Below are 24,369 nucleotides of genomic sequence, written 5' to 3' on the forward strand. Positions count from 1 at the left end.
AATTTCGCGAAGAGGCTATGTGAGATGACAAATCCAGGATCATCCCTGACACAGGTTCCTGACGTACCGCCGAGTGTGACGGCGGTACTTGCTCCGGCATTGGTGAACTTGTTCCCAGGAGCACCGCGGCGCGTAGAGTTGCGCGCCGCAACGGTGCGTGACTTGATTGACCAGCTAAACGAGCGCTGGCCAGGAATGCGCGACCGATTGTGTGATTCAACACCCCGCATTCGTCGTCACATCAATGTCTTTGTGCGTGGCGAAAGGGCATTGTTGGACACGCCGTTGACGGAGAATTCCGACGTCTACCTCCTGACCGCAATCTCAGGTGGCTAACGTGTTGATGCGATCAACAACTAGTGCCGACCCCAAGGGACCCTTATGACCGTCGTCACACCGGATCGCATGATAGTGGAAGAAGGATCTGCGGAAAATCCATGCGGTCCAAACCAGACGCTGTGGATCAGTGAAGCGGGAGGTCTTACGCAGTTCGGCGCGTTTATAGAGATATTACCGGCCGGTTCCCGCTCATCGATAAAGCACTGGCACAGCGCCGAGGACGAAATGGTGTTCGTGCTGGAAGGTCAAATCACGCTGGTCGAAGGTGATACGGAAACACTCCTGAAGCCTGGCTATGCCGCAACGTTTCGGGCAGGAGATCCTACCGGGCACTTCCTCGAAAACCGCGGAGAGGCCGCTACGCGTTGCTTGGTCGTAGGGAGCCGTGCACCAGTCGATAAAATAACCTATCCGGATCACGACCGGGTCTGCCATCGCGACAGGTCGCTGCCGAGCGACATTTGGACTGACGGGGCCGGAAACCCCGCATCCAGTCCTCACGGATAGAATCGCCAATTAGCGCGAGGCATCAAAACTGCGTTGCTCAATAGAACAGGCTTGAGACGCTTTCTTCGCGGCTCGTCCGCAGGATTGCCTCACCAATCAAGGCCGCGATCGGAAGAACGCGGATATTGGCGGCCGCCTGAACGGCAGCGGTCGGCAAAATAGAATCCGTAATCACGAGCGATTTGAGCCGCGAATTCTTGATCCGGCTGACGGCGCCGCCAGACAAGACACCGTGCGTAATGTAGGCCATGACCTCAGTCGCGCCGTGCGCCAGCAAAGCTTCAGCTGCGTTACACAGCGTTCCGCCGGAATCGATAATGTCGTCGATGAGGATACAACGCTTACCTTCGACCTCACCGATCACATTCATCACTTCCGACTTGCCGGGGGCCTCACGCCGTTTGTCGCAAATCGCGATCGGAACGTTGATGCGCTTAGCCAGTGCCCGGGCACGCACCACGCCGCCGACGTCAGGCGAAACGACAATGAGGTCATCGGCTTCGTAGTTCTTCTCGATGTCACGCACCATGACCGGTGCCGCGAACAAGTTATCCGTCGGGATGTCGAAGAAACCTTGGATCTGGCCAGCATGCAGATCGAGAGTAAGAACGCGGTCTGCACCGGCCCGTTCAATTAAGTTGGCGACGAGCTTAGCCGAGATCGGCGTGCGCGGACCGGGTTTACGATCCTGACGCGCATAGCCGTAGTAAGGAATGACTGCTGTGACCCGCCGCGCCGATGCGCGCTTCAGGGCATCGATGAGAATCAGGAGTTCCATGAGGTTGTCGTTCGCCGGGAACGACGTCGATTGCACGACAAAGCAATCCTGGCCGCGAACATTCTCCTGGATCTCGACGAAGATTTCCATGTCAGCAAAACGCTTCACCTGCCCCTTGGCCAGGGGCACGTTGAGATAGCTGCTGATACCTTCCGCGAGGGGACGATTGCTGTTGCCGGCGACGAGCTTGAGAGGGAGGCCGTCAGGACGACCACCTGAGTGCGCATCGAAGGACATCACTAGGGCACTCCACGACAATTCGATGACAGGTCTCTAGCAAGCGGCACCCGCTAATGTAAACACCGTGCGAGCAACGAACCCATCGAATAATGAACTTTTTTGAGCAAAGAGTTGAGATACCGTCCGAAACTCGCAACTCGGGCTGCTGTTCACAGAGAAAGAAGCCCGGGAGGTGACTTTCGTCATCCAGCCCGGGCTATCGGTTCGATCGTCAGACGCCTAGCGCTTTATCCGGGGAGGGGGATCTCCGAAATATGTGCCAAGGCCGAGGGCGCCGAACCTAGTTCGTCTTTGTTTGCGGAAGCAGCTTCAGGATACCCTGTGCGGCTGCTGCAGCTGCTGCGTCTGCGGTCTGCCCCCAAGAGCCGTCCAGAGAACCTTCCGGTATCTCGTTCTTCTGGGACACCGTGCCGAGCGTCTTGCCGGCAGGATCCTTGACGCGCCAATCGATTTGAATTGGCTGCTTACCCCCGGTACCGGTGCCGACCTTCACTTTACCTTCGATACGATAGGTCTGAGGCGAAGCGGCACTCGCCAGTGCGATGCCATTGCTGGTGAGCTGCTTCTGCAGCGCATTCGTCAGCGAAACGCTTCCGTCGCCAGGGGCTCCAGTCACACTCGGGACAATCGCACTCACAGCCCCTGCACGGCCAATGCTTCCGGTCGTAGCCGCCGCATTTTGGGGTGTCGCGGATGTCGTTGCTGCTGCAGTCTGCACCATTGCCCCGCCGTTGCTGGCGGTAGCCATGGGCTGGGCACTTGCGTTACCCGCGATTGCAGGAGAATTCGAAGCCTGGCTTGGCAACCAAGTCGCCAGCGAAGTCGCGGTCTTTTCCGAAATCGTCTCTAGGATTTGCGGAGTTACGACTTCCCATGGGTCACGCCCGGAGCCTGCCGGAGCCAGTTCCTCGCCGGTAATGCGGTTAACCCGCTTTCCAGCCGGATCTGTCACGTCCCAAATGTACGAGATTTTGGTGCCGCTCGCTTCACGAGCGGACACGACGTAGCCGCGCAGCGTGTATTGCGACGGCTCGCTCGGAGAGTTGACAACAGCGATCTGCTTACGCTGCATCGCGGTGCCGAGCTGCGCCTGCAATTGCTTAGCTACACCATCAGGTGCGCCAATAACCGGTGCTATGGCAATTTTAGTGCCCTGTGTCGCAGAGGCCGGTGCGGCTTGCTCAGGAGCGACCGCCGTGCCTCCGGCGGTTGAGAATATATCTGTGGCGGTGGTCCCGCAGCCAGCAAGTGCAAAGCCCAAAACCGCAGCAAGGCTCGCCAGCGTAAGCGGTCGCCTTGCGCGTTGCGCGCCATCCCTGGTAGCGCGCTGCGCCGCAGCAAAAGTAATGGTCGTCACGACGACGTCCCCCTTTATGATCCACTGATCATCCGGCGGCCGGCGTACAAACCCTGCGGCCTAAAACTCCTATAACCGGTACACATTAGCCACCGATTTAACCTGCACGCCAACATGCCGTCCAGACCCCCGGCGCTCTAACCTGTTCGTACGGCTAATGAACGGGTCGTTACGCACAGTCCAGCTGTGGATAATGCACTTATGCCACGAGAATGGCAGAGATTTGACGCCCGTAGTCAGGTTCACCTCTGTGCGTGGTGCGTCGAAAACTGAAAAATTTCGATTCGTTCTCGTAGGTACACGCAGTGGCCAAGGCAATGGTGCCTACGCCTTGCGCCCCAAGTCTTGAAGCGACATAGCCAAGCAAATCGAAGTAAGGCCGAGGTTGCCCAGGAAATCTCCGGAAGAAACGAAGGTTGTCGTCTTGGGTGGATGTGAAATTTGCTTCGAAGTCATCGCCTACTTCATAGTTATTCTGGTGAATGCACGGTCCAATCGCCGCGATTATTCGATCGCGTTGGGCGCCAACCTCTTCCATTTTAGCGACCGTCGCCTCGAGAATGCCTCCAACGGCGCCACGCCAGCCCGCGTGGGCTGCCGCGACAACCCGCGATTGTGGGTCCGCGAAGAGGACCGGGGTGCAGTCGGCGGTCAAAATTCCAATCGCAAGGCCCGGCACAGACGTCACGAGTGCATCAGCTTGCGGCATGTCTTCCGGTGCAAGGACCTGATCAACAATGACGGCTTCGGCGGAGTGGACTTGATATGGTGTCAGAACATGCGAATGGGTGGCACCAAGATGCGCAGCAACGCGAGATCTGTTCTCAGCAACAGCCTCACGGTCGTCACGTGAGCCGAAGCCGCAGTTGAGACTGGCGTAGAGCCCCTCTGAAACACCGCCGTCCCGCGTAAAGAAGCCGTGACGAATACCGGCGACGTCGTCCAGCGTATCTGCGGTCAATGGGGTCAGCATGTCGAGGTCCATGATCCTCAGGTGTCTCGGTTGAGACAATCCGTGATTGTGTTCAGAAGCCGGGAAGCGTCGGCAACCCGCCGGAACGTACGCCTAATGCCTTGAAGCGTGTACCCATACCTTGCGGAGCCAACAACCGTGCGACACCCAATTCGATGTTGCCTGCTTCAATGGGGTTTGCCGCCATCAGACGTGACGCCCGCTGTACGATACCGAGTGCTCCTAAAAATTCTGCCTGCGTAATAGGACCATCAACAACCAGAGCCGGGTCGGCGGCGTTCTCAGATCCACTCATAGTGATTTGGGTGCGAACGGCCTCGAAGTCGACTTGCGTCGTCAAATCGGCTTCTCCAGGTGAGGTGAGGGGATGTTCGTGATGATGGTCTCGCACCGCTTGCAAGCTGTCACCGATCTCAGATGCCGCATGACCATAGTCGATCAGCAAAGCTGCGAGCGGGGCGCTCTTGCCCAGTGAGGCGAGCGGAGCGGAAAGTTCGCTGAAATCAGGCACGGTGAGGATACTTTCCGCAGGCGCGTTCTCAGCATGCACTGGAATATCGAGCCGGCCACTGGGAGGCAAAGCGATTTCGCCGAATTGCAGCCGGTCCAAGTCGTCTACTGTGACCGAACGGCAGCGCCAGCCCGACGGCGTCGCGATCAGCTGCTCAACGGGAAGCGCATCGAGGAATTCATTTCCAATGACGATCGTCGGCCCTTCTGGAACGTCCTCCAGGCGAGGATGCCAATTGATCGGTAAATCTATTGCCCCAAGCGTCTCGGTCTGCGCGGCGCGGAGCGTTTCACTACTCTCTACAAGATGGACGTTCGCTGCGGAGAGGAAATCGGGCACAAGGCGAAGTGCACGCAAAGCATCGCGCATGAGGGAGCCGCGACCTGGCCCCAACTCGATCAGGTTAATTCTGGACGGGCCACCCATCTGCTGCCAGACGACGGCACTCCATAACCCAATGAGTTCGCCGAAAATCTGACTGATCTCGGGGGCCGTTATGAAGTCGCCCGTCCGGCCAATCGCCTCTCGCCGCCGGTAGTATCCATGATCGGCATCCTGCAGGCACGCCGTCATGTATTGTCGGACAGTCAGCGGCCCGTCGCGTTTTATCCGTGCGATAAGATTGCACGACAGGGGCGTATCGCGTCGCGCATCTGGATCATAGTTCACGTAGAGGCCCGTGACTTGGAGCGCGCCAGCATTATGAACCAGATGCCAAGGAGCAGCATGGGGATGGAGTACACCATACCCTTGGTGATCGGATACTCAGGCGAGAATTGGCGGTATTCGATGATCTTGAAGAATTCGCAGAAGATGCGGAACACGGCGTAGCCCACGAGAAAGATCCCCGTGGTCAGTCCTGGCTGTTTCAGAGCCATCCATTTGTGCGTCACGAAACGCAGGATCAGGAAGAGAACGATGCCTTCAAGCGCCGCTTCATAGAGCATGGCCGGATGCCTTGGCTCTTCGCCCCAACCTGGAAACACCATGCCCCAAGGCATGTCGGTCGGCGTGCCCACGATTTCGCCGTTCACAAAATTGGCCATACGCCCGAAGAACAAGCCGATCGGAACGGCCGCCGCGACGACATCCATGACGGATAGGGCGACAAGCCCCTTCCGGCGCGCGAAAAGAAACATCGCAAGGCCTGAGCCCAGGAGGCCACCGTGGAAGGCCATGCCTCCACGCCAGATCGCGAACACCTGTAACGGGTTCTCAAAATAATATGATGGCTCGTAAAAGAGTACGTGGCCAAGTCGGCCGCCGACAACGACGCCCGCAGCGACCCACAACAGCAATTCATCGACGTCATCGGCGGTCATCGCCGGCTTGTTATCACGCCAGAGCGACGCGTTGGCGACTAGCCGTTTGATATAGACCCATCCCAGGATCAGCCCTGCAGCATAGGCGAGCCCGTACCATCTGACCGCGATGGGTCCGATTTGAAGTGCCACCGGGTCGATCTGCGGATAAGAAATGGCGAGCAAACTCATGTGAATCCTTGGCTGCGCGGGGAAAGCTGGACGCCAGGGATGAACATAGCCCCGCGAGTGTCAAGGTGACATGCTGTGCGAGGCTTGAACGCGCGGGGCAGCGGGCTCATAGTCATTCCCCAGATACATTTGTCGTGTGTGGTGACGGTAACGCGCCCACACGTGTTGATTCTTAAGGACCGAACATGACGCAAACATCAAACCGCCTCTTCGACGATCTCGCCAAGCTCATGAACGATGCGGCCGGCGCAGCGCAAGGCGTCAAGCAGGAGTTCGAGACGATGGCTCGGTCCCAAGGCGAAAAGATTCTTCGCGAGATGGATGTCGTTCAACGCGAGGAGTTTGAGGCTGTACGAGCCATGGCGGAAAAGGCGCGAGCAGAGAACGAACGGCTCGAAGCACGTATTGCCGCTCTTGAGGCTAAGCTCGGTCAAACGAGCTGATCGAACGTGACTCGCCGGGGATGAGGGGCGTACCCGGAAGATGTCGAGTGCCAGAAAGTGCCTCTGGCTAAATATCCACGCGTTTTCAACAGTTTTCCGGAATCTGACGGCACTTGCCCCACGAATGTCGGGGGCTCGCCATCATGACCGTGGACACTCGTGTTCAGTTGGTTGCGACTCGTGCACGACAGATGCTTTCGTGACGCCGCGCGACGAGCTCCGGTGAGGGCCGGGGCAGACTGAAGACCACATATGGCGCGGCACGCGTCCGCAATTTGGGGAAAAAGTAATGGCATCTTCTGAGCTGGGCTACGATCGTGTGACGAACCCCATCGACCTTGTCGAGCAACTGGCGGGACGTCACGAGTGGGCCTGCGATCGCACCGGCGACGATGAACTGACACTGATCGTCTCAGGAACCTGGACGGATTATCACATCTCGCTCAATTGGCGCGATGATCTGGAAGCTCTGCATCTTGCCTGCGCCTTTGACTTTAAGGTGCCCGATACGCGCCTCAGTGAGATGTACCGTCTCGTGGGGCAGATCAACGAGCAGCTTTGGCTGGGCCACTTCGACCTTTGGACACAGGAAGGTCTGGTGATGTACCGTCATGCCCTGCTGCTGAATGGGTCGGTTGTCACCCCGATGCAGTGTGAAGCGCTGTTACAGGCTGCACTCGAGAGCTGTGAGCGCTACTATCAGGCGTTCCAGTTCGTCGTATGGGCAGGCAAGGAGAGCCGTGAGGCTCTGATCTCGACAATGTTCGAGACTGAAGGCCAAGCCTGACGGCGATCGCAGCCGTAGAAAGCTTTTCATTATGACTTTGGCCCTCGAAGGACCGTTGTTGATTGCCGGAGCCGGCAAGATGGGGACCGCCATGCTCTCCGGCTTGTTAGAGGCGGGACTTGAGCCGTTCCAGGTCATTATTCAGGATCCCGCACCATCGCTTGAGGTGCAGGACTTTGTGATACGCGAGGGTGTACGCTGCGCACCCGCGATCACGTCGCTTGAGGCTCCGCCATCGGTCATTCTCGCGGCCGTCAAACCGCAGATCATGGACAAGGTGATGCCGGGACTGGCGCAATTGGCCGGTCCTGACACGCTTTTGCTGTCCATCGCCGCTGGCCGAACGATCGCGAGCTTCGAGCAGCACCTGCCGACGGGGACTGCGGTGATCCGGGCCATGCCCAACACACCGGCGGCCGTCGGTGCCGGGATCACGGTCTGCTGCGCCAACGCGCACGTCAGCGAAAGCCAGAAGTTGATTGCCGAGGAGATGTTGCGCGCAGTCGGCGATGTGGCATGGATCGAAGACGAAGCCTTGATGGATTCGGTCACTGCGGTCTCAGGTTCCGGCCCCGCATATGTTTTCTATTTGGTAGAGGCGCTAACGGACGCAGGCATCGCTGCGGGCCTCGATGCTGAACTCTCCGCGCGCCTCGCCCGTGCGACCGTCGCCGGTTCCGGCCGTCTTCTTGAAGCGGCGGATGACGATGCCGCGACATTGCGTAAGAATGTGACCTCTCCCGGGGGCACGACTGCGGCAGCTTTGGAAGTCTTGACGGCCGATGACGGCTTGAAGCCGCTGATGAAGGCCGCTGTGGCCGCCGCGGTGAAACGCGGACGCGAACTCGCAGGCTAGCAAGAAGGCCGTCGACTCTCTATCACCTAGGCAGGCGGCGGCTCCATGCTAAGTAGGCGCACCGAGCTGTCCTTCGGCCATTTTGAGCGAGATAGAGATGACGGTCACGATTTACCACAACCCGAAATGTGGAACGTCGCGCAACACGCTGGCGATGATACAGGCCAGCGGCGCGGAGCCGGAGGTAATTGAGTACCTGAAAGACCCACCGTCTCGGGCACGGTTGGTTGAACTCATCGCGGCCATGAAAATTCCCGTCCGCGACCTGTTACGCCGCAAGGGAACGCCCTATGATGAATTGGGCCTCGACGATCCGAAGTGGAGCGATGACGAACTCATCGACTTCATGATCGAACACCCTATCCTCATCAACCGCCCGATTGTGGTGACGGACAAGGGGGTGCGTTTATGTCGGCCTTCCGAGCAAGTTCTTGATCTTCTCGACAACCCCGATATCGGCAGCTTCACCAAGGAAGATGGCGAAGTGGTTCCCGGCCGCCGGTAAGTCCGAGCTGAATCTTATATGCCGCGCCTCTGGCAATTGAGCCGGCACGCTCCTAACTCATGAATAATTTGAATCTTGGAGAAAGCGCCGACATGAGCCAGTCCGGAGCGTATCCAGACACCTACAGGGATCGGATAATCGACGCTGCGTTGCGTCTCGCCGTATCGCGCCCGTGGGGTGAAATCTCCCTTCGCGAGATTGCTCAGGCTGCGGGGTCGAACTTGGTTGAGCTGCGTGGCAGTTTCAGCTCCAAAGCCGACATTCTCGCGGCCTTCACCCGGCGCATCGATGATGAGGTTCTGGCCAAGATACCACCGATGGAAAAGGGACAATCACATCGGGATGCGTTGTTCGAAGTCCTGATGACCCGGTTCGATGCGCTGCAACCGCATAAAGAGGCTGTTCGCTCGATCATGAACGGTGTGGGGCTTGAGCCATCTTTGCTTGCACCGTCCCTCGCTTCACAGTCCTGGATGTTGCAGGCAGCTGGCATCAATACGGATGGCGCAAGAGGGTCTTTGCGCGTGGCGGGTCTCGCGACTCTCTACGCATCGGTTTTGCGGACGTGGCTTGAGGATGACGACCCTGGTCTCGCGCGAACGATGGCCGTGCTTGATCGTCGTTTGCGGCGCGGAGAGCGTGCTTTGGAGACTGTTGAGGACGCGGCAGGGTTTGTCGGTCGCGTGGGCGGGATATTCCGTTCGGCAATGCGGCGTAAGGATAAATCAGGCAGAGAGCACGAAACGTCCGCTCCGCCGGCTGGGACGGCACCCCAGCCACCGCAGCCAGAGGCGCCGTGACTTTAGAGCGGCACGCTGATGATTGCGCGCAGGCCGCCCATGGAGCTTTCGCCTAAGGTGATATCGCCACCGTGGCTGCGTGCAATGTCCCGCGCGATTGCGAGACCAAGTCCCGTGTTCCCCGAATCCTGGTTGCGGCTGACGTCGATACGATAAAATGGACGGAACACGTTCTCGCGCTCGTTCTCCGGAATACCGGGTCCATTGTCATCAACCTCAATGCGAACCCAACGGCGCTCCGTCGCTGCACGGATTACCACACAAGTTCCATAACGGCTCGCATTCGAAACGAGATTGGTGATCGCACGTTTGAACGCGTGCCGCTTGAGAGGAAGCACGATATCCTTCTTGCGACGCCGCATCTTGAACGAGATGTCGACACCTAACACCTCCGCCTCGTCGCAGACTTCCCGAAGCATTTTCTTGAGACTGGAGGGTTTGGCCTCTTCGCCACCGTCGCCCTTAGAGAACGCGAGATAATCTTCCAGCATATGCTGCATTTCGTTCACGTCGAAACGTAGCGACTGCACTTCGGGTGTGTCTTCGAGAAACGCAAGCTGGAGCTTGAAGCGGGTCAAGATCGTGCGCAGGTCGTGGCTGACACCCGCGAGCATCGTTGTGCGCTGTTCGACGTGCGTCATGATGCGTTCGCGCATTTCCATGAACGCCAGAGCAGCTTGGCGTACCTCACGCGCGCCGCGCGGCCGGAAGTCCGCTGGTGCGGGACGCCCCTTGCCGAACGCATCGGCGGCTTCCGCGAGTTTCACGATGGGACGTATCTGATTGCGCAGAAACATGATGGCGACCGTCAAGAGGATCACCGACGAACCCACCATCCACAGCAGGAATATCTCCGAGTTCGAAGCGTAGGTTTGTTTTCGCGTGGCCACGAACCGCAGCACGGCATTGTCATGCTTGACCCGGATTTCGACGAGCCGAGAATTGCCAACGGTGTCGATCCAGTACGGCCGATCGATTTGCCGGCTAATCTCGCGCGAAAGCGCTCGATCTAGCAGATCGAAGAACGGCTTAGGACGGGCGGCCGGCAGATCGCCTGCGGGTAGAATCTGCATGGATAGGTTGAGCCGGTCCCGCGCCATTTCGACGAGACGTCCGTGCCCATCCTTGAAAGGATAATTGTCGTAGATCTCTATGAGGGCCGCCACGTCGCGCGCGGTCGCTTCGGAAAGGCGCCGCGTCACGGCTTGCCAGTGACGTTCCATAAAGACGAAGGCGACGACACCCTCGAGCACGACGATAGGCGCGATGATGATAATGAGGGCGCGGGCATAAAGCCCCTTCGGCACGACATCCGAAAGCCGGCGCGCGCCAAGCTCCCGCAGCGACCGGAACCACGCCGTGATGCTAATCAGGAAGCGGTTCCATCTAATACGAGGTGGAGCTCCGGAAGCTGTGCGGAGGAACGTCATGCGATAACTCCCCCCTTTCTTCCAAGCGTTACGCGGGGCCCTTCAAAAAAGTTCAGGCGCGGTGGGCACCATGACACAAATTTCGTCTCCGGAGTGCCGCCGGTCGACGTTGCAAATTCGGATGAGTGCGCGTCAAGTGTTAGTCGGTGTAGAGGATATACCCCTTGCCGCGTACCGTCTGCAAATAGACTGGGTTGGAGGGGTCGTTTTCAATCTTTCTTCGCAGACGGTTGATCTGCACGTCGATAGCCCGCTCGTTGCCCGTCGAGTCGTCGTTCGATAGCTCGTGTCGGGGGATAGGAACACCCGGACGGCTCGCAAACTGTCTCAGCAACTCGCGTTCGCGCTCGGTGATCTTGATGCTCTCATCGTCGCGTTTGAGTTCTCCACGTCCAACGTGGAACACATACGCCCCCATCCGGACTTCATCCCCCGGCACGCCGGGAGCATGCCCGCGGCGAATGATGTTGCGCAGACGTAGCAGCAACTCACGCGGTTCGAAGGGTTTGGGGATGTAATCGTCGACGCCGGCCTCTAGTCCTGTAATCCGGTGGTCGGGATCGGACTGGGCCGTGAGCATGCAAATCGGAATGTCCTTCGTCGCCTTTAATTCACGGGCAAGGTCAAGCCCGCTTTGGCCCGGCATCATCCAGTCAACAAGGACCAGGTCGAAGGATAGGCCACGCATGGCGGCTTTCGCCGCTTCGGCGTCTTTGGACGTCGTGACGCGGAAGCCATTCTCGTAAAGGTAGCGCGCCAAAAGATCCCGAATGCGCTGATCATCGTCGATAACCAACACATGCGGCGCATCGTCCGGCAACGTCTCGTCACCGATTGGTCTCATTGGGTTCCCCATGGGAGCTCCGATCTGTCGGCCCCGCTTACGTAGACTTAATGGCCTTTGATCCAGTGTGCGACCGGATCAAAGCTTCCACCTTGGCCCGGTCTTCGTGCCTAATCATGGCAAAAAGAAAACGCCGGGCAGCCTCATCTGCGCCTGGACCCGCCAGATCGAGCGCAGAACGGATGCGGACCAATTGCAGTTCGGTAAGCCGATCCACCAGCTTCGCACCCTTCGCCGTTGTAAAGAGCAGACGCTGGCGCCGGTCGGACTTTCCGGCCCTCTGTGCAATGAACTCCTCATCAATCAGCTGTTTCAGAACCCGTCCTAGGCTCTGCTTTGTGATCTTCAGAATGTCGAGGAGATCGGCGACGCGCAAGCCTGGATTGCGGTGAACGAAATGGAGGACGCGGTGATGCGCGCGGCCGAAACCATAGCGTTCGAGCACGACATCGGGATCGCCCGTGAAGTCACGATAAGCGAAAAATAACAACTCGATACAGGCGATGAGACGTTCGCGCTGCAGCGCGTCAGCATCGTCCATGCCAGGGTTCTCTTGTAGTTGATCGGCCGGGAGACTGGATGCCTCGACGGGGGCCGGATCATTTATGTCAGTCATGTTGACATATTTGCGTCCAATTGATACCTCTGGCAAGTCCATTTAGCGCGGAATTATGAGACCGATTCAGGGGGTGAACACCCTTGAAATAAGCCCATCCCAAGCGCCAGAATGGCGAACGCAACTTGCTGTTTGATGCCCGAGGCCCTTGCGCCGATGAGCGGCACCAGTGTTCGTTGCGTTGTGGTCGCATTCAAGACACCTTCGAGGAAACCTCAAAATGGCTGCTCTGGTCCCATTCCATGATCGTGATGGCTTTATTTGGTTCAACGGCGAGCTGATCAACTGGCGCGACGCCAAGCTTCACGTCCTCACCCATGCGCTGCACTACGGGAGCGCCGTCTTTGAAGGTATTCGCGCTTACGGTGGCGAGATCTTTGAATTGACGCAGCACTCTGAGCGTTTGGTCGAAGGTGCCCGCATTATCGATTTTGAAATTCCATACTCTGTTGCTGAGATCGACGAAGCTTGCCGTCAGGTGATGAAGGCAAACAATCTCGTTGAAGCCTATCTGCGCCCCATTGCATGGCGTGGCAGCGAGCAGATGGGCGTTTCCGCTCAACACAATAGCATTAACCTAGCCGTAGCCGCTTGGGATTGGGGCTCTTATTTCCCGATGGAGCAGCGGCTCAAAGGCTTGCGGCTAACCCTCGCGAAATATCGCCGTCCTGACCCTGCGACGGCCCCGTGCAAGGCTAAAGCGGCGGGTCTTTATATGATCTGCACCATCGAGAAACACCGCGCCGAGCGCGCAGGCTACGCCGACGCTCTGATGTTCGATTATCGTGGTTACGTCGCCGAGTGCACCGGAGCAAACGTGTTCTTCATTAAGGATGGCGTGATCCACACGCCGACGCCGGATTGCTTCCTGGACGGCATTACGCGTCGCACCGTTATCGGCCTCGCCAAGAAGCGCGGGTATGAGGTGATCGAACGCCATATTCAGCCGGAAGAGCTCGGTTCTTTCTCCGAATGCTTCATTACGGGCACGGCAGCAGAAGTGACGCCAGTCTCTGAAATCGGTGAATATAAGTACACACCTGGTACCATCTCGGAGACTTTGTTGAAAGATTACATGGAGTTGGTCCAGCCTTCGAAGCAGCTCGCCGCGGAGTGAGACCCAACCCACTTTGGCTATGGCGGCACGTCGCTTGTTCGTCCGTCTACCAAGAAATACGCAACTGATTGTCTAGCGCTGCGTTCTCGCTGAGACTGTCCGCATATTGGCGGCAATCTAGGTGAGCTAAGGCGATGCAGAGAGCCGGATTAATCATTGCAGCAGTCGTAGCGCTCAGTTTTTCGGGCGTTTCCGCTCTGGCCCAGGAGGGGCCGGGCGGAGCGATCAATCCCGGCAGGGATTGTCAAACGATCCTCAAGTGCAACTACAAGAAGGGTGGCTCCTTTCGGGGCTGCATATCCTCGTATTCCTGCAGGGTGTGCAAGTTCGTTCCGGCCAACTGTCAGGTCGGGGGGCAGAAGCGAACCTGCCAACGTATCCGTTGCACGTGGGGCTGATGATTAAGGACCTTCAACGGTACAAGGCCGCATCCGCCATAGTCCGCTGAGGACAAGCGCCAGGAACCCTGCGATGCCTGCGCCTACGGCCAACACCACCGATAAGCTTAAATAAATGTCGTGCAGATGGGCCACGAACAAGTAGGCGGCGGTCCAGAACTTTGCAGGGATAAGGCAAACTAAAAAGAGCCCAAGCGTGGGATTGGCCCGGCGCAGAAGCAGGTTATCGACTCTCGCCGTTTTGCCGGAACGGTTATCGAGTACAACACCGGCGGATCGCCCCATGGCCGCTTCCTCGCAACAGATGAGCCCTTACAAAACTGTATGGGCCTGCAACGTGCAATCAGGTTGTTAACGCAGCGATAATAAAATCACCCATTCTGGTGACAAATTGGACCAGATAACGCCGTTTACGTCCTAAGAGTTCCGATTGATGCGGCGCGAAATATAGTGGGCGTGAGTTCGCTTTTGGAAAGGCCTCCTCTTTAGGGACGGGATATGTCAAAACGCGATAGCGCCTACGATGTCGTCATTATCGGCGCTGGGCACAACGGATTGACCGCCGCCGCATACCTCGCCAAAGCAGGATTGCGCGTCGTAGCCTTAGAACGCCGCAAATGCGTGGGCGGTGCTGCTGTTACCGAAGAATTTCACCCCGGTTTCCGCAATTCGGTGGCCTCGTACACGGTCAGCTTGCTCAACCCGCGCGTCATCGCGGATCTCAACCTTCATGCGCACGGCCTGCGCATTGTCGAACGGCCCGTCGCGAATTTCTGGCCCGTGGACGAACGAAGGGCCCTGGTCATGCCGTTCGGCACAGCGGCGCGCCAGCGCGCGATCGCCGAATTCTCGGCGGCGGATGCCGAGCGGCTCCCCGTATATGAAGCGGCGCTCGACCGCGCGGCCGATGTCGTGCGAGATCTAGCATTGCGAACGCCACCCAATGCCGGTGGTGGCATTATCGAACTGATCAAAGGGGCAGGGCTGGGCCGCCGTCTTATCGGGCTCGACTTGAACGACAAACGCCTGCTGGTTGATTTGTTCACGAAGAGCGCGGCCGACTTCCTGAACGGCTGGTTTGAAAACGATGTCGTCAAGGCGGCCTTTGCCTTCGACGGGATTGTGGGCGCTTACGCAGCACCATCGACGCCGGGTACGGCGTACGTTCTCCTCCACCATTGCTTCGGCGAGGTAAACGGCAAGGCCGGAGTGTGGGGGCATGCCGTTGGCGGTATGGGGGCGATCACTCAGGCAATGGCTGCATCCGCGCGCGCCGCTGGAGCTGAAATCCGAATAGATGCCCCGGTGGCGAAAGTAATCGTCGGGAACGGCCGGGCAACCGGCGTCGAACTGACCTCGGGAGAGCGTATTAAAGCCAAAGTTGTTGCCGCCAACGTACCGCCGAAGTTGTTGTTCCGCGATCTCGTCCCTGACACCGCGATTGATCCGGAACTGCGGCGGCGCATGCTGGCGATCAAGTCCGGCTCAGGCACGTTTCGCATGAACGTGGCGTTGTCGGAGCTGCCCGATTTTACCAGCCGTCCCGGCAAGGCCATGCAGCCGCACCATGGCGCAGGCATCATCATCGCGCCTTCTATGGACTACATGGAACGAGCCTATATCGATGCGCGCCTGGAGGGCTGGTCTCGGGCGCCGATCATCGAAATGCTGATCCCTTCGACACTGGACGATACGCTGGCGCCATCCGGCCAACATGTTGCGAGCCTCTTTATCCAGCATGTCGCGCCGCACTTGCCAGGCGATAGAAGCTGGGCCGACCCGGCTGAACGCGAAGCATTCGCCGACGTCGTCATCGATACGGTGACACGTTACGCGCCTAATTTCCGCGAAGCAGTCATCGCGCGCCAAGTGCTCTCACCGCTCGATCTTGAAAACCTCCTGGGCCTCGTCGATGGTGATATATTCCATGGCCAACTGGGCTTGGATCAGCTCTTCTCCACCCGGCCAGTTTTGGGAAATGCCAACTACCGGCTCGGACTGCCCGGATTATATCTCTGCGGTTCGGGAGCCCACCCTGGGGGGGGCGTCACAGGGTTGCCAGGTCGCAATGCAGCTCAGGAAATTGCGAAGGATCTAAAGCGCTGGCCCCAATGGCTCTGAGATACCATCTGTCCCACGACGCAGCCGAAAGGTGCAGTGCAACGAGCAGTTTGCTAAGTGATAGATCAGAGGCTCTCACCCGGTTGCTGCGGGGTCTTACAGACGAAGGATAGAGGAAGGATCGGCGTGTCGCGATTTGAAAAGCCTACGCCTGTGGCACATGCCATGGATGGTGCGAGCTATCGAGCTCTGATGCGCCATCAGGCGGGAGCCGTGACGGTTATCGCTGCTGGCGAGGTGGGTGCACGAGCGGGCCTCACCGCGACCGCTGTATCGTCGCTGTCGGATAATCCGCCAACGCTGCTCGCTTGCATCGGCCGCAACGCGAGCGCACACGATGTGATCGCGACGGCTGGCGTCTTCAGCATCAACCTGCTGGCGAACGACCAGGAGGAGATTGCCCAGCGGTTTTCCGGCAAGAGAGGTCTCAGCGGTGAAGCACGGTTCACCGGTCTCGCTTGGCAGACGCTGAAAACAGGAGCACCCGTTCTGGAACGTGCCTTGGCCAGCCTTGATTGTGAGGTTCTGGAAAGCCACGGGTTCACGACGCATTCGATATTCATCGGTCGCGTTATCGCCGGAACGTTTCGCGCCGAGGCCGAACCGCTTTTGTATTTCCGTGGGGATTACTGGAAGCTGGAATCCCGCTGAGTGAGGCCATGGGGCCGGGGCATCTCTCGAAGGATAGCCATTGATGCTGCGCATCACGCACGCTCTAACGATTGACGACAGCGTTCTGGAAGAACGCTTCATTCGTGCGTCGGGTCCCGGTGGGCAGAACGTCAACAAAGTTTCGACTGCCGTAGAATTACGGTTTGATCTGGCTCGGTGTGAGCAAATGCCCGATCGGGCACGCTCGCGTCTTCGGCGTTTAGCTGGTGCGCGTTTGACAGATGATGATGTGATCATCATCAAGGCCGACCGTTTCCGCACGCAGGAGCGCAACCGGGCTGACGCGCGCGAGAGACTGGCTGACCTGATCCGCGAGTCTCTCATCGAACCCAAGCGCCGCATCGCAACCAAACCGACGCGGGCCTCTAAAGAGCGACGTCTACGGGCCAAAACGCAGCGTAGTGATGTCAAGCGACTGCGCCGTTCCAAGCCCGATCTGAGTTGAAGTCCATAAAGGCGGCGGCATGAGTTCTGTCTGCCCAATCCTCAACAATAACGGAATAGAACGATCATGCCTCGCTTTGCCGCCAATTTAAGTTTTCTGTTCACAGAGCTGCCATTCCTGGACCGCTTTGCGGCTGCTGCTGAGGCTGGTTTTGAAGGGGTCGAGATCCTGTTCCCTTACGATTGGCCCGCGAGCGAGGTTTCCGCGGCACTTAAGGCCAATGACCTCACCTTGGTCCTCTTCAATATTTGGCCCGGCGACTGGGCTGCAGGGGAACGCGGGCTCGCAGGCATCCCGGGTCGTGAAGCCGACTTTGAGGAGCGCGTGGCTCAGGCCTTGCGCTATGCTGACGAACTTGGCTGTCTGCGCCTCCACGCCATGGCGGGATTAGCCGAGCACGGAGCAAATTTTGAAACCTATTACGCGAACCTCTCACGCGCTGCGCGCATGGCGGCATCCCACGGGATCGACATCCTGATTGAGCCGATAAACTCCCGCGATATCCCGGGCTACCTGCTCAATCGGACAGAGGATGCGCGCACAACGATTGAAGCTGTCGGCGTGTCCAACATCGGCCTGCAATTCGACCTTTATCATCGGCACATCGAGCAGGGCGGCGTGGAAAACGCCATTATGGAATTCGGTTATCTCGCGCGCCACTATCAGGTCGCCGGCCCTCCCGATCGTGGCGAGCCCGATGCTGGCGATCTCGACTACGCGGCGATTTTTAATCTGTTGGATGCTAGTGATTTTCGCGGATGGGTCGGTTGCGAATATCGTCCGCGCGCCGCCACCAAAGAGGGGCTTATGTGGGCGCAGCGCTGCGGTGTCCGTTTTGACGGCAAACCCAATACAGCTTGATCGACGCAAAAGCCGGGATAATGCGTGTTATTTCGCTGTTACAATTTTTTACCTGCGGGAGATGATCTCTCAGCCCGTCGAGATAGATTTTAGTTTTGCTACGATAATCGGGAACACGATGCGTTATTGGCGCGTTGTCTGCTTATATATTCAGCACATCGCCCAAAAGACTATCGTTGCGGCTAACGATTGCCTGGGTGATACTGCGATTGCTTAGCAATAAGACAGCTAATGCTCTCCACAGGCTCAAGCTACAGAGCAATCGATGGCAACAATTGCAGCCTTGACGGATCCGACCCAGCCAGCACCCTTCGATAATTATGATCCAAGGGGTCACTATTGCGAACTCCTCGGCACGAAACTGGAACCCGGAAGCAGCGCCATAGGCATCTGGCAGCGTCTTCAGTCTCTCGGCCTCGACGCGTTGCAAACGCGAGCCGCTGAAGCGGCTAATGAACTCTTCAATTTAGGTATTACATTCACCGTCTATACCGAGCGCACGGCGATAGACCGTATTCTTCCCTTCGACGTGATCCCCCGTATCATTCCGGCCAATGAGTGGGACCTGTTGGAAAAGGGAATTCAGCAGCGGGTGAAAGCGCTGAATCTCTTTTTATGGGACGTCTACCACGAACGGAAAATCCTTCGCGATGGCGTCATTCCAGCCAATCTCGTTTTGAAGAATGCCAATTACCGCGAAGAAATGATTGGCCTCGATCCGCCATGCGGCACTTACATCCACATTAACGGCACAGATATTATTCGTGACGCCAATGGAGAGTTTCTGGTCCTTGAGGACAATGGCCGCGCGCCTTCTGGCGTCTCATACGTCGTAGAAAACCGCCACTTGATGCAGCGGGCCTTCCCCGATCTCATGCAGGGGTTGAAGGTGCGTTCGGTCTCCGACTATGGCGAACGCCTCCATCACAAGCTGGCGGAAGTCGCGCCAGAGGGTGTGACTGATCCCACGGTCGTTCTTCTGTCGCCGGGAGTCTACAACTCGGCGTACTTCGAACACATCTTCCTCGCGCGCGAAATGGGCGTCCCGCTCATCGAGGGCCGTGACCTGATCGTCGAGAACGATCGCGTCTTTATGAAAACCGTTGCCGGATTAGAGCCGGTCCATGTCATCTATCGTCGTCTAAATGACGATTTCCTCGATCCAGAGGCATTCAATCCCGAGAGCATGCTTGGGGCCGCGGGGCTCATGCGCGCGGCGCGCCGTGGTAATGTCACGCTCGCCAATGCCGTCGGAACTGGCGTTGCGGACGACAAGGCGGTTTATGCTTATGTGCCGCGCATTATCCAGTACTACCTCAACGAAGAGCCGATCCTCGGGAACGTTGAGACACACATCTGCGCGGAGAAGGAAGGGCTATCCTATACGCTCGCCAACTTGGACAAGCTGGTGGTTAAGCCGGTCGGTGAATCGGGAGGCTACGGTATCGTCGTTGGTCCGAAGGCGACACGAGCCGAGCTCGACGAGGCCCGCGAGGGCATCCTGCGCGATCCGGCGAACTTCATCGCGCAACCAATGATAGACCTCTCCGTCTGCCCCACCCTGACCGAACACGGTTTGCGCCCACGACATGTCGATCTGCGGCCCTATGCGATTACGGGACGTGACACCTGGGTGCTTCCCGGCGGCCTGACCCGAGTGGCGTTGAAGGAAGGGTCAATCATCGTCAATTCATCGCAAGGCGGCGGCACGAAGGATACGTGGGTGTTGAAGGAGGCGTGTAAGTGAGTCTGCTGGCGCGCTACGCAGAGCACTTGTTCTGGATGGCCCGTTATATGGAGCGGGCTGACAGTCTCGCCCGAATTATTGAAACGCATGCGGCCTACGATCGAGGGCGCGAGTCCGAGACGTCGTGGAAGTGGCTCGTGCAGCTCTACGCAGATGACGAGGAGTTCGAGGAAAAATACACCGACGCATCTCAGCGTAACGTCCTGCATTTTTATATCCGAGACCTGGACCATCCAGGTTCGATTTTGTCGGCTATAAAGGCGGCGCGGGAGAACGCGCGCGCACTCCGGGCCTATCTGCCGACAGAGATGTGGTCGCAGCTCAACGAGTTCTACAATCGCATCATGCTGACAGGCGAAGCGGAAATCGACATCGTGCACCTCTCGCGCACGTGTGGCATGATCAAGAGCGGTTGCCAGGCTCAGTTTGGTATCGCCGACAGCACGCTTTATCGCGATGAAGGCTGGCGCTTCTACGGCCTGGGCCAATTTCTTGAACGTGCCGACCAGACGAGCCGGCTGCTCGATGTGAAGTTCGCACAGCTCGCTGCCGAAGAGTCTCCGCAAGACCGCATCGCCGACACGACATTTTGGGCATTGGTTTTGCGCTCGGCGTCCGCGTATCAGGCATTCCAGAGGATCGAAGCCTGCCGCGTCGACCCGGATCGCATCGCTGTCTTCTTACTTCTCAACCCAAGCCATCCGCGCTCCGTTTCCTTCTGCACCCATCAGATGGAACGCCTGCTGCACGAACTACGTATGCGGTGTCGATTGGCGAGGACAGGACGTGCGTTGCATCATCTCGATGAATTGACGGCATACCTGCAGGTGGCTCAGCAGCATGCCGATCTGGTCGGGAACCTGCATGCCTTCAACGACGGCCTTCAGCGGCGCCTCAACGCAATTGCCGATGAATTGGGGGCGACGTTCTTCGGATACGCACCGCATCAACCAATCGTCCAGACACCAGAGCCGGGAATGCCTGTGATCGGAAATGTGACGCAGAGCCAAAGTCAGAGCCAAGGCTCGGCGCCCTCCTAAGCACGCTCCCCCGACCGAAATGTCTTCGTTGCTGCAACCTCATCATCGGTCTCCATGCTTCATGTCGCACTGACTCACCGGACCACATATCGCTACGACCGGACAATCAACATGGGCCCGCAGATTATCCGTCTGCGTCCTGCCCCACATTGTCGAACACCGATTTTGAGCTACTCGCTCACATTGTCCCCGAAGTCGCATTGGCTCAATTGGCAACAGGATCCGTTCGGTAATTTCCTGGCCCGGGTCGTGTTGCCGGAACCGACGGATGAGTTCTCGGTAACGGTTGATCTGATCGCCGATATGGCCGTCATCAATCCGTTCGACTTCTTCATCGAAGAGAGCGCGGCGGAATGGCCGTTTGCCTACGATCCGGCTCTGCAAAGAGAACTTCAGCCCTACCTGTTGCCGGAAGAGATGGGCCCCGAGCTGAAGGCTTACCTTGCGACCATCGATCGTTCTGCGAAAACGACGATCGATTTTGTCTGCGACCTGAACCGCCAACTGCAATCCGCCGTGCGGTATCTGATCCGGATGGAGCCAGGCGTCCAGACGCCGGAGACAACGCTGACCAACGCCTCCGGCTCGTGCCGGGATAGCGCCTGGCTGCTTGTTCAGATCCTGAGAAATCTCGGATTGGCGGCGCGCTTCGTCTCTGGCTACCTGATCCAGCTGAAGCCGGATGTGAAAGCCCTCGAGGGGCCATCCGGGGCCGAAACGGATTTCACGGATCTGCATGCCTGGGCCGAAGTTTACGTTCCGGGCGCTGGGTGGATCGGCCTCGACCCGACGTCCGGCCTCTTAGCCGGAGAAGGCCATATTCCGCTAGCCGCGACACCGCATCCCGTGAGCGCGGCGCCCATTACAGGCGCGCATGAAAAAGCCGAAGTCGAGTTCGACTTCGAAATGGCCGTAACACGCGTGCGCGAAACGCCGCGCGTGACAAAGCCATACGACGATGCTCAGTGGCAAGACATCGTGAATGCAGGTCGCGCCGTCGATGTGCTGTTGAGCAAAGGCGACGTGCGCTTGTCGATGGGCGGTGAACCGACATTCGTCGCTGTCGACGACATGGATGGCGCCGAATGGAATACGGCGGCAGTCGGACCGACCAAACGGCGGTACGCAGAGGATCTTGTGCGTCGTCTGCGCGACCGCTTTGCGCCGGGCGGCCTGCTGCACTACGGTCAGGGCAAATGGTATCCTGGTGAAGAGCTTCCGCGTTGGTCCTTCTCGATTTATTGGCGCGCTGATCAGGAACCGCTTTGGACCGATGACGCGCTCATAGCTCCCGAGGCGCAAGAGGGGCCACCACCCACAAAGCTGGACGCGGAAAAATTCACGAAAGCGTTGTGCGATGAACTGGGCTTGCCCGACGATAGCGGGATTCCCGCATACGAGGATGTCGCTCACTTCATGCTCATTGAGCAGAAGTTACCGATCAACCTGACACCGGAAGACAACAAGCTCGAAAATGAAGCCGACCGCGCCCGTCTTATCCGGGTATTTGAGCGCGGGCTAGGAGCTCCGGTGGGCTATGTTTTACCTATTCAGGCGTGGCAGACGCACGACCGCGGCCGGCGTTGGGTCACCGAACGCTGGGCGCTACGGTGGGACAAACTTTTCCTCACGCCGGGCGACTCCCCGATCGGATTCCGGTTGCCTTTAGCCTCGCTGAACTACGCAGCCCCCGTCGACTACCCACAAGTCATCCCTCGCGATCCGCAAGTGCCCCGCGAGCCGCTGCCGCAACGGCAAGTGCTTTTGCAGCGTCGACGCACAGTGACGCTTACGGCGCAACAGCCCGTGACAGCACCGGAGAAGGATGAAATTTATGGTGCCGTGCGCACGGCCCTTGCCGTCGAGCCGCGAGATGGCCGCGTATGTGTATTCATGCCTCCGCTTGAGGACGCTGAAGACTATGCTGCCCTCGCAGGTGCGATTGAGGGAGCGGCTGGAAAAACGGGAGTAAAGGTCCACATCGAGGGGTATTCCCCACCTCACGATAGCCGATTGAACGAAATCAAGGTCACGCCGGACCCCGGCGTCATTGAGGTCAACACGCAGCCGGTGAGTTCCTGGGCGGAGGCTCTCAAAGTGACGGAGGGGCTATATGAAGATGCACATCAGTGCTGGCTCGGTACAGAGAAGTTCATGCTCGACGGCCGGCATACGGGTACGGGGGGCGGCAATCACATCGTGTTGGGTGGGCTGACGCCCGCCGACAGTCCATTCTTGCGCCGGCCGGATCTGTTGGCGAGCCTTGTCGCCTATTGGCAGAACCATCCCTCACTGTCCTATCTATTCTCCGGGATGTTCATCGGCCCCACCTCCCAGGCTCCGCGTGTTGATGAAGCGCGGCACGAAAGTCTGTACGAGCTGGAAATCGCGCTTGCCCAGGTGCCGGGCCCCGGGGAGGGGCACCTGCCACCCTGGCTCGTCGACCGTATCTTTAGAAACCTGCTCATCGATGTAACGGGCAACACCCATCGTGCCGAAATCTGCATCGATAAGCTGTATTCGCCCGATGGCCCGACCGGTCGCCTGGGCCTCGTGGAATTTCGATCGTTTGAAATGCCGCCGCACCCGCGCATGAGCTTGGCGCAACAACTACTTCTGCGGGCGCTCATCGCGTGGTTCTGGGAAACGCCTTATCGTCGGCCTCTCGTCCGTTGGGGCACGTCACTCCATGATTGTTTCATGCTGCCTCACTTCGTGTGGTCGGATTTTGCGGATGTTGTGGCTGATTTGCGAGCCGCGGGCCTTCCCATCGAGCTATCCTGGTTCGAGCCCCACTTTGAGTTCCGTTTCCCGCGCTATGGCCAGGTTGCGACCCACGGATTGACGGTTGAGTTACGCCAGGCGCTCGAACCCTGGCACGTTATGGGAGAGGAAGGTGCTGTCGGCGGCACCGCGCGTTACGTCGACTCCTCGCTTGAGCGTGTCCAGATCAAGGTCACAGGGCAGTCGGACAACCGCTTTGAAATCACCTGCAATGGGGTGAAGCTCCCCCTTACCAAAACGGGTGGTGCGGGCGAAGCGGTCGCAGGGATACGTTACCGGGCGTGGCAGCCACCCTCATGCCTCCATCCCACGATTGGACCACACGTGCCCTTGACCATCGACATCTACGACACCTGGAGCGGCCGTGCCGTAGCCGGATGTCGCTATCATGTGTCGCATCCAGGCGGCCGCAATTTCGAAAACTTTCCGGTCAATGCGTTTGAGGCGGAGGGACGGCGGTTGGCCAGATTCGAGGGGAATGGCCACACGGCAGGAGCCACCACGCCGATCAATCCTCCCAGAAATCCGGACTATCCGGTCACCCTGGACCTGCGTCTTGTGCGCTAATTCGACCCGTATGAGCATAAATCTACGCCGAATCTGCCGAAACATAGGCCAAGTGTATTCATTTGGTCACGTTGATTGGCAAAGCAGCCTCCTATAATCGGACAGCTTGGGGCGAGTCGTCGGTAAGTAGAAGCCAGC

General features: G+C 58.3%; 24 protein-coding genes. 15 read left to right on the forward strand and 9 right to left on the reverse strand.

The window, feature by feature from the left end:
* The first annotated feature begins 24 nt into the window (after positions 1-24).
* Both BLS30_RS10545 and BLS30_RS10550 read left to right on the forward strand, forming a co-directional pair.
* Complete coding sequence (locus tag BLS30_RS10545) at positions 25-336, forward strand: MoaD/ThiS family protein (protein WP_052743874.1); 312 nt, start codon at positions 25-27, stop codon at positions 334-336.
* Positions 337-381: 45 nt separating this feature from the next.
* Entirely contained in the window at positions 382-846 is a 465-nt protein-coding gene (locus tag BLS30_RS10550) for a cupin domain-containing protein (RefSeq protein WP_090228704.1), read from the forward strand.
* A gap of 37 nt (positions 847-883) precedes the next feature.
* On the opposite strand, the gene BLS30_RS10555 is transcribed toward BLS30_RS10550, so the two are convergent.
* The 5 genes from BLS30_RS10555 to lgt all read right to left on the reverse strand — a co-directional run bounded on the left by BLS30_RS10555 (position 884) and on the right by lgt (position 6,198).
* Positions 884-1,861 (reverse strand): ribose-phosphate pyrophosphokinase, encoded by a 978-nt coding sequence (locus tag BLS30_RS10555; protein ID WP_046479231.1) that lies wholly within the window; start codon positions 1,859-1,861, stop codon positions 884-886.
* A 283-nt stretch (positions 1,862-2,144) separates the two neighbouring features.
* Positions 2,145-3,221: a hypothetical protein gene (locus BLS30_RS10560; RefSeq protein ID WP_090228708.1), complete on the reverse strand. Its 1,077-nt coding sequence runs from the start codon at positions 3,219-3,221 to the stop codon at positions 2,145-2,147.
* A 199-nt stretch (positions 3,222-3,420) separates the two neighbouring features.
* Positions 3,421-4,206: a peptidoglycan editing factor PgeF gene (gene pgeF / locus BLS30_RS10565; protein ID WP_244464945.1), complete on the reverse strand. Its 786-nt coding sequence runs from the start codon at positions 4,204-4,206 to the stop codon at positions 3,421-3,423.
* 40 nt (positions 4,207-4,246) lie between these two features.
* On the reverse strand, positions 4,247-5,374 hold the full coding sequence (locus BLS30_RS10570) for a class I SAM-dependent methyltransferase (RefSeq protein WP_090228710.1): 1,128 nt from the start codon (positions 5,372-5,374) through the stop codon (positions 4,247-4,249).
* Complete coding sequence (gene lgt, locus BLS30_RS10575; RefSeq protein WP_046479229.1) at positions 5,371-6,198, reverse strand: prolipoprotein diacylglyceryl transferase; 828 nt, start codon at positions 6,196-6,198, stop codon at positions 5,371-5,373. Before lgt ends, BLS30_RS10570 begins: the two co-directional genes overlap by 4 nt.
* A gap of 185 nt (positions 6,199-6,383) precedes the next feature.
* Here lgt and BLS30_RS10580 point away from each other — a divergent pair, with 185 nt between their 5' ends.
* The 5 genes from BLS30_RS10580 to BLS30_RS10600 all read left to right on the forward strand — a co-directional run bounded on the left by BLS30_RS10580 (position 6,384) and on the right by BLS30_RS10600 (position 9,589).
* Positions 6,384-6,641 (forward strand): accessory factor UbiK family protein, encoded by a 258-nt coding sequence (locus tag BLS30_RS10580; protein ID WP_046479228.1) that lies wholly within the window; start codon positions 6,384-6,386, stop codon positions 6,639-6,641.
* Positions 6,642-6,930: 289 nt separating this feature from the next.
* The gene (locus BLS30_RS10585; protein WP_046480679.1) at positions 6,931-7,428 is read left to right on the forward strand and encodes a type III secretion system chaperone family protein; all 498 of its coding nucleotides are present in this window, start codon (positions 6,931-6,933) and stop codon (positions 7,426-7,428) included.
* A gap of 31 nt (positions 7,429-7,459) precedes the next feature.
* On the forward strand, positions 7,460-8,284 hold the full coding sequence (gene proC, locus BLS30_RS10590) for a pyrroline-5-carboxylate reductase (RefSeq protein WP_046479227.1): 825 nt from the start codon (positions 7,460-7,462) through the stop codon (positions 8,282-8,284).
* A gap of 97 nt (positions 8,285-8,381) precedes the next feature.
* The gene (gene arsC, locus BLS30_RS10595) at positions 8,382-8,789 is read left to right on the forward strand and encodes an arsenate reductase (glutaredoxin) (protein ID WP_090228713.1); all 408 of its coding nucleotides are present in this window, start codon (positions 8,382-8,384) and stop codon (positions 8,787-8,789) included.
* A gap of 92 nt (positions 8,790-8,881) precedes the next feature.
* Entirely contained in the window at positions 8,882-9,589 is a 708-nt protein-coding gene (locus tag BLS30_RS10600; RefSeq protein ID WP_170832453.1) for a TetR/AcrR family transcriptional regulator, read from the forward strand.
* A 2-nt stretch (positions 9,590-9,591) separates the two neighbouring features.
* Here the strand turns inward: BLS30_RS10600 and BLS30_RS10605 are convergent, their stop codons facing one another.
* From BLS30_RS10605 to BLS30_RS10615, 3 genes are all read right to left on the reverse strand, one after another.
* Positions 9,592-11,019 carry an ATP-binding protein gene (locus BLS30_RS10605; RefSeq protein ID WP_082101104.1) on the reverse strand — a complete coding sequence of 476 codons (1,428 nt, stop codon included), beginning with the start codon at positions 11,017-11,019 and terminating at the stop codon, positions 9,592-9,594.
* A gap of 139 nt (positions 11,020-11,158) precedes the next feature.
* Entirely contained in the window at positions 11,159-11,863 is a 705-nt protein-coding gene (locus BLS30_RS10610; RefSeq protein ID WP_082101105.1) for a response regulator, read from the reverse strand.
* Positions 11,864-11,900: 37 nt separating this feature from the next.
* Positions 11,901-12,479, reverse strand: a complete 579-nt coding sequence (locus tag BLS30_RS10615; RefSeq protein WP_090229380.1) for a MarR family winged helix-turn-helix transcriptional regulator — start codon at positions 12,477-12,479, stop codon at positions 11,901-11,903.
* Positions 12,480-12,699: 220 nt separating this feature from the next.
* Here BLS30_RS10615 and BLS30_RS10620 point away from each other — a divergent pair, with 220 nt between their 5' ends.
* Complete coding sequence (locus BLS30_RS10620; protein ID WP_046479224.1) at positions 12,700-13,596, forward strand: branched-chain amino acid aminotransferase; 897 nt, start codon at positions 12,700-12,702, stop codon at positions 13,594-13,596.
* A gap of 401 nt (positions 13,597-13,997) precedes the next feature.
* Here BLS30_RS10620 and BLS30_RS10630 read toward each other — a convergent pair whose 3' ends face one another.
* The gene (locus BLS30_RS10630) at positions 13,998-14,279 is read right to left on the reverse strand and encodes a hypothetical protein (protein ID WP_046479223.1); all 282 of its coding nucleotides are present in this window, start codon (positions 14,277-14,279) and stop codon (positions 13,998-14,000) included.
* A gap of 213 nt (positions 14,280-14,492) precedes the next feature.
* Between BLS30_RS10630 and BLS30_RS10635 the strand changes: the two genes are divergently transcribed.
* The 7 genes from BLS30_RS10635 (at position 14,493) to BLS30_RS10665 (ending at position 24,231) form a co-directional block, all read left to right on the forward strand.
* Entirely contained in the window at positions 14,493-16,115 is a 1,623-nt protein-coding gene (locus BLS30_RS10635; protein ID WP_046479222.1) for a phytoene desaturase family protein, read from the forward strand.
* A gap of 126 nt (positions 16,116-16,241) precedes the next feature.
* Complete coding sequence (locus BLS30_RS10640; protein WP_197540865.1) at positions 16,242-16,766, forward strand: flavin reductase family protein; 525 nt, start codon at positions 16,242-16,244, stop codon at positions 16,764-16,766.
* Positions 16,767-16,809: 43 nt separating this feature from the next.
* A complete protein-coding gene (arfB, locus tag BLS30_RS10645) occupies positions 16,810-17,232 on the forward strand; it encodes an alternative ribosome rescue aminoacyl-tRNA hydrolase ArfB (RefSeq protein ID WP_170832454.1) in 423 nt (140 codons plus the stop codon).
* Between the two features lie 66 nt (positions 17,233-17,298).
* Positions 17,299-18,093: a 2-oxo-tetronate isomerase gene (gene otnI, locus BLS30_RS10650; RefSeq protein WP_090228717.1), complete on the forward strand. Its 795-nt coding sequence runs from the start codon at positions 17,299-17,301 to the stop codon at positions 18,091-18,093.
* 265 nt (positions 18,094-18,358) lie between these two features.
* Positions 18,359-19,840: a circularly permuted type 2 ATP-grasp protein gene (locus tag BLS30_RS10655; protein WP_052743877.1), complete on the forward strand. Its 1,482-nt coding sequence runs from the start codon at positions 18,359-18,361 to the stop codon at positions 19,838-19,840.
* Positions 19,837-20,880 (forward strand): alpha-E domain-containing protein, encoded by a 1,044-nt coding sequence (locus BLS30_RS10660; RefSeq protein WP_090228720.1) that lies wholly within the window; start codon positions 19,837-19,839, stop codon positions 20,878-20,880. The genes BLS30_RS10655 and BLS30_RS10660 overlap by 4 nt, the downstream gene beginning before the upstream one ends.
* Positions 20,881-20,934: 54 nt before the next feature.
* Entirely contained in the window at positions 20,935-24,231 is a 3,297-nt protein-coding gene (locus tag BLS30_RS10665) for a transglutaminase family protein (RefSeq protein WP_090228722.1), read from the forward strand.
* The last annotated feature ends 138 nt before the right edge of the window (positions 24,232-24,369 follow it).

The sequence above is a fragment of the Filomicrobium insigne genome (genome assembly GCF_900104305.1).
Taxonomy (GTDB): Bacteria; Pseudomonadota; Alphaproteobacteria; order Rhizobiales; family Hyphomicrobiaceae; genus Filomicrobium; species Filomicrobium insigne.